This window comes from Flavobacteriales bacterium (assembly GCA_021296215.1).
Taxonomy (GTDB): domain Bacteria; phylum Bacteroidota; class Bacteroidia; order Flavobacteriales; family ECT2AJA-044; genus ECT2AJA-044.
Genome location: JAGWBA010000098.1, coordinates 1 through 5,707 on the forward strand (window position 1 = coordinate 1; position 5,707 = coordinate 5,707).

6 protein-coding genes are annotated in these 5,707 nt (G+C 50.5%); all 6 read left to right on the forward strand.

What is annotated here, in order from left to right; genetic code table 11:
- The first annotated feature begins 62 nt into the window (after nucleotides 1–62).
- Nucleotides 63–848 carry an FtsX-like permease family protein gene (locus tag J4F31_11640; protein ID MCE2497209.1) on the forward strand — a complete coding sequence of 262 codons (786 nt, stop codon included), beginning with the start codon at nucleotides 63–65 and terminating at the stop codon, nucleotides 846–848.
- 24 nt (nucleotides 849–872) lie between these two features.
- Complete coding sequence (locus tag J4F31_11645) at nucleotides 873–1,697, forward strand: ABC transporter permease (GenBank protein MCE2497210.1); 825 nt, start codon at nucleotides 873–875, stop codon at nucleotides 1,695–1,697.
- Complete coding sequence (locus J4F31_11650; GenBank protein ID MCE2497211.1) at nucleotides 1,645–1,950, forward strand: FtsX-like permease family protein; 306 nt, start codon at nucleotides 1,645–1,647, stop codon at nucleotides 1,948–1,950. Before J4F31_11645 ends, J4F31_11650 begins: the two co-directional genes overlap by 53 nt.
- A 13-nt stretch (nucleotides 1,951–1,963) precedes the next feature.
- The gene (locus J4F31_11655) at nucleotides 1,964–2,566 is read left to right on the forward strand and encodes a 7-carboxy-7-deazaguanine synthase QueE (GenBank protein ID MCE2497212.1); all 603 of its coding nucleotides are present in this window, start codon (nucleotides 1,964–1,966) and stop codon (nucleotides 2,564–2,566) included.
- A gap of 77 nt (nucleotides 2,567–2,643) precedes the next feature.
- Nucleotides 2,644–4,452: a PD40 domain-containing protein gene (locus tag J4F31_11660; GenBank protein ID MCE2497213.1), complete on the forward strand. Its 1,809-nt coding sequence runs from the start codon at nucleotides 2,644–2,646 to the stop codon at nucleotides 4,450–4,452.
- On the forward strand, nucleotides 4,453–5,523 hold the full coding sequence (locus J4F31_11665) for a ferredoxin--NADP reductase (GenBank protein MCE2497214.1): 1,071 nt from the start codon (nucleotides 4,453–4,455) through the stop codon (nucleotides 5,521–5,523).
- The last annotated feature ends 184 nt before the right edge of the window (nucleotides 5,524–5,707 follow it).

A 5,707-nucleotide genomic window follows, 5' to 3' on the forward strand; every position in this document is an offset into this window, starting at 1 on the left:
AATACCAAATCCCCCATTTCTTTTGAACGAAATGTAGCAATTCTTCAAACGCTCCCCACAAAATGGACGTGACCCGTATTCAGCTCAAAGTCGCGGGCGTCATGAAGAACGCTCCGGCGCAGAGCCACTTCAGGCCGCAGGCCTTGATCAGTTTTATTACGCTTCGAAATTTCATGGGTAACCCGATCGGAGGAAATAACCGGGTTTGGAACCCCGGCTGGACCTATGTGATGCTTAAAGATGGTGTTGAACCTCAGGAGCTAGAAGGGCAGTTTCCGGAATTCGTTGAGAAATACTACCCCGAGTTCATGGCGGGGCAAACGAGCTTTTATTTGATGCCTCTGCCCGATATTCACCTCGAATCGCACCTCGAGTACGAGATCAGGCCGAATCACGAGCGGTCGTACCTCTATATTCCGGGTGCTATAGGACTGATCATTTTAGTCATTGCAGCGACCAACTTCACCAACTTGGCCACGGCACGGAGCACGCGGCGCGCACGTGAAGTGGGTGTTCGAAAAGTGCTTGGGGCTCAGAGATCTCAATTGGTTGGGCAGTTCTTGGCGGAATCGGTGTTGCTGACCATCGTGGCGGTGATCCTGAGTTTGGCCTTGATACAGATATTGCTGCCCGGATTCAATAACATTGCTTCGAAAGAGCTAGAGTTTGCTCGCCTTTTTGATGGTGAGTTTCTGCTGTTCATTGAGGCCAGTACGATTGTTCTCGGCCTTGCGGCCGGATTATACCCCGCGGTGTTCCTAAGTGGTTTTGAGCCGGTGAAGGTGCTCAAGGGCGGGTCATCCGGAAAAGGCAAGAACTCATTCCGAAGGGTCCTCGTGGTATTGTAGTTCACCTTATCCGCGGCACTGATCGTGGGTACGCTCATGGTCAACAGCCAATTTCGGTTCATGCAGGAAAAAGATCCCGGATTCGACGAATCGAGCGTTATCGTGATGTCGACCAAGCAGCAAATACTTCAGCAATTCGAGGCATTCAGAACGGAGGTTTTGGCCGATGAAAGTATTGAGAGCGTGACGGTGATGAACGACATCATTGGCGAAGATCACAACGTATTCGAATACAACTACGAAGGGATGCAGCCCGATAAGTGGCAATATCTACCTTCGCTGATTGTCGATGCGCATTTCGTTTCTACAATGGGATTGGAGCTCGTGGCCGGGCGCGACTTTAACGAGGACATTAAATCTGACGACACGGCCGCCGTGTTGGTGAACGAGACCTTGGTTCGGGAAATGGGCTGGGGTACCCCTCAAGAGGCTTTGGGTCAGCGCATGACCACACCTCGAGGCCGAGAACGAGTGGTTGGGGTGCTGAAGGACTTTCACTACGTTTCGCTCAACGAGCCCGTTCGCCCTTTCGTGCTCGATATGATCAAGCAACAGGGCTTTTGGATCCAAGAGTTTGCGGTTCGCGTTAAACCGGGCATGGATCAGCAAGCCATTGCTCATTTAGAAGAGGCGTGGGGTAAGTTCGGACCACAGTTTCCTTTTGAGTACTTCTTTTTGGAAGATCGGCTCGACACGCTTTATCAAGGTCAGAACACCTTGCGTATTTTAGTTGGGCTCTTTAGCATAGTAGCTATTGTGATCTCGTGTATTGGCTTGTTTGCCCTCACCTCATTGAGTGTGGAACAGCGAACCAAAGAGATCGGTTATTCGCAAGATCCTCGGTGCTGAAGCAGGATCACTTATTCGGTTGATCGCGCGTGAGTTCCTGACATTGGTTTTGATCGCCTTCTTGATCGCGGTTCCCTTTGCCTATTGGGGGCTAAATAATTGGCTCGAAAGCTTCGCCTACAGAATCGATTTCGATTGGTCGGCAGTGTTAGTGGCTGGATTGTTATCGATCTCTATTTCGGCCCTCACCATCAGCTATCATGCATGGAAAGTTACGCGTACCGATCCGGTGAATAGTCTGCGGTACGAATAGTATCTTTGCGCCCATGAACAGGGCGATCCCTCTTATGGAGGATTTTTACACGATCCAGGGCGAAGGTGCTCATAGTGGTACCGCCGCGTACTTCCTTCGTTTGGGCGGATGCGACGTGGGTTGTATGTGGTGCGATGTAAAAGAAAGCTGGGATCCGGCTGCACATCCGGCCGTTGAGGCCGAAGAAATGCTCCGCCGCGTGCAGGAATCGAAAGCTGAAATCGTTGTCATTACCGGTGGAGAACCGTTGATGTACAATTTGACGGATTTGACCGCTGAGCTTCAAAATGCCGGATTGTACACGCACGTGGAGACTTCCGGAGCACATCCGCTGAGTGGGAACTGGGACTGGGTCACGTTTTCACCGAAGAAGTTCAAAGCTCCGCTCGACGACTTTTACCGGGCTGCGGACGAACTAAAGGTCGTTGTGTACAATAAGCACGACCTTCAGTGGGCCGAAGAGCACGCCGCCAAGGTGAGGGGCAAATGCCAGCTGTATTTACAACCCGAATGGGACCGTCGGCACCAAATGATGCCGCTGATCGTTGATTATGTAAAGGAACATCCGCGCTGGCATATTTCGTTGCAAACCCACAAATACCTCGACATCCCTTGATTCGTTCGATCTCATTATTTCTGTTGTGTGTTGTTTCACTTTCTCTGAATGCTCAATCCAGACAGAGCATACGAGACGTGGAGTATGCGCGTCAGGCGATGAGTCAAAACCGACAGTATGAAGCCGAGGAATATTTACTCAAGGCGATCAAACGCGATCCCGATTACCGCGACGCGCATTTGATGCTCGGCGAACTGTGTTTGAGAAAAGATGATTTTGAATGTGCTCTGCGCGAATTCGATGAGGTGTTGATCATTGAACCCGGTTACTTTTTAGGACTATATCGGCGCGGTTACGCCTTCTACCTCAACGAGGAATTCGCTCTGGCGATAGATGACTACGAAGCCTATTTACAAAGTTCGGGAGCATCGGACAGAGGAATGGAAGAAGCTCAAAAGTACTTGGACCGGTCGCGGTTCGGGCTCGTGGCAAAGGCGAATCGCGTGCCATTTGAACCAATCAACTTGGGCGATGCGGTCAACGGTCCCTACATGGAGTATTTTCCGGCGGTAACGGCTGATGGTAATGAGCTTATATTTACGCGAAACATGCCCAATGGGCCAGCCTTTCGGGAAGATTTTTACATCAGTCGAGGCGGAGAGGGCAACTGGTCTTTGGTCGAGCCAATGGGTCAAAACGTCAACAGCGACGGCAACGAAGGTGCACTTTGCATCAGTGCCGATGGAAATGTAGCGGTGTTCACGGCGTGCATGCGCGACGATGGCCGGGGTAGCTGCGACTTGTACATGACCATTCGCGAAAACGGGGTTTGGGGAAAGCCGTTCAACTTGGGTTACCCGATCAACACCGAAGCCTGGGAAAGCCAGCCCAGTTTGAGCCCGGATGGCCGAACGATCTACTTCACATCGAACCGCTCGGGTGGTCACGGTGGCAAAGACCTTTGGAGTTCAACCTTTGAAGGCAAGGGCGAATGGGGAGATCCGGTGAATTTGGGTGATTCCATTAATACCAAGGGCGACGAGATCACGCCATTCATGCACTGGGATGGGCGTTCGCTGTTCTTCGCTAGTACGGGGCATCCCGGAATCGGGGATTTTGATATGTATCGGAGCCTACGGCTCGATGAATATCACTGGTCCGCACCCCAAAACCTCGGTTATCCAATCAACTCGGTCCGTGAGGAGAACGGGCTGATCGTGGCACCAGACGGTAAAACGGCTTATTACTCCCGCGAAGGATACGCCGATAGTAGGGGCATGCTCGATTTGTATCGGTTTGAGCTGCCCAAAAAGGTACGTGCCACCCCCATTGCCTATGTAAAGGGCTTCATTACGGATGAAAAAACGGGAAAGGCACTATCGGGAACGATGGAGTTCGTCGATCTTGAAACTGGTGAAACGTATTTAGAAATAACCACGAGAAGCGAAGGCTACTATTTCGCCTGTTTGCCCGGGGAGCGAAATTACGCCTTGAACGTGCGCAAAAGCGGGTACTTATTCTTTAGTGAGCGCTTCGCATTGGAAGAGTCTACGGAGAGTTCGGCTTTAGAATTGAACGTGCCTTTGGCTCCGATCGAAGCGGGTCAATCGCTGACCTTGAAGAACGTATTCTTCGATTCGGGCAGTGATGACCTCCGCGCCGAGAGTTATCCCGAACTCGATAGGATCGCAAATTTCTTGAAGGACAATCCAACGCTCGTGATTGAGATCGCGGGACATACCGATAATATTGGATCCGATAGTGCGAATTTGGAGCTGAGTGAGCGGCGCGCCGAATCGGTAGTGAACTATTTGGCAGAGCAGGGCGTTGCCCGCCAAAAATTAACGTTAGAAGGCTATGGGGCTTCGATGCCCGTGGCCTCGAATGAATCAGAAGAAGGTCGCCAGCGAAATCGGCGTCCCGAGCTAAAAATCGTACAGAAGTAAATGGGCTTTATTTCACTTAAAGTTACCGATATAAATCGGCCGACTGCGGATGCCGTGTCGATCAGTTTCAAGATCCCATTATTCAGAAAGCGAGAGTTCTGTTACAAGGCGGGTCAATACTTGACCATTAGGGCAGTGATCGACGGAGTAGAAGTGCGCAGGAACTATTCGTTCAGCAGTGCTCCTCACGAGAAAAAATGGACCATAACGGTAAAAGAAATGCCCGGCGGGACAATGTCGCGTTATTTGAATAACGAGATAGCGGTAGGAGACACGCTGGATGTTCATCCGCCCGAAGGGCGATTTACCCTTGAAACGAATCCGAGCCTAGCTCGGAAAGTCGTATTGGTCGCGGCGGGGAGTGGTATAACGCCGTTGATTTCGCACTTGAAGACCTTGTTGAAGGAGGAGTCCAATTCGGAGGTGATGCTGCTTTATGGAAACCGGAGCGTTTCCGACATAATCTTCAAGGACGAGTTGGATGAGCTTGAGGCAAGTCACGAACAATTAAAAGTGATCCATTTTATCTCGCGTGAGAATGAGCCAAAGGGCTGCCGCTATTGGGAGTTGGGTCGTATTACCCGAGACAATTTGTACGATGTGGTGAAAAAATACCTCGGCTACCCGGGGCATCCGGTAGTTCCTGTATACATGCTTTGTGGGCCGGGGGAAATGATTGAAGATCTGCAGGAGTATTTGTACGAGATCTTGGTTCCTAGGTTGAATGTACATACCGAATTCTTTACAACGGCAAAGGACACTGATAATGCCGGAGCGTCGAGTATCGGAGTTGATTGTAATGCGACCGTGATCTTGAATGGGGAGGAGTACGAGGTTGAGATTCCGGCCGGAACCTCGATCCTGGATGCGGTAACCGAGGCGGGGTTAGATGCACCGTATAGCTGCACCAGTGGTATTTGTGCAACGTGCATCGCGCGACAGTCGGAGGGAGAGTTCGACACTTCGAAGAACATTTCACTCGGACCCAGCGATTTTGAAGAAGGGTTTATCCTGACTTGTAGCACAACCTGTTTGAGCGAGACCGCACGCATCGATTACGATGACGCTTAATGGAGTTCTTAGTTCTTAGTTTTGAGTTCTTAGTTTTATGACCGTCCCTGATATAGGTTGACCAAAAATCAACATGTATCGTGAAAGCGAATTTAAGGAAGATCAAAAAAGGGACGTGTTTACAGTGAGTCATTCAAGAAGGCCATTGTATCCGACTTTGAAAAAGGTAAACATAGCGTTTACG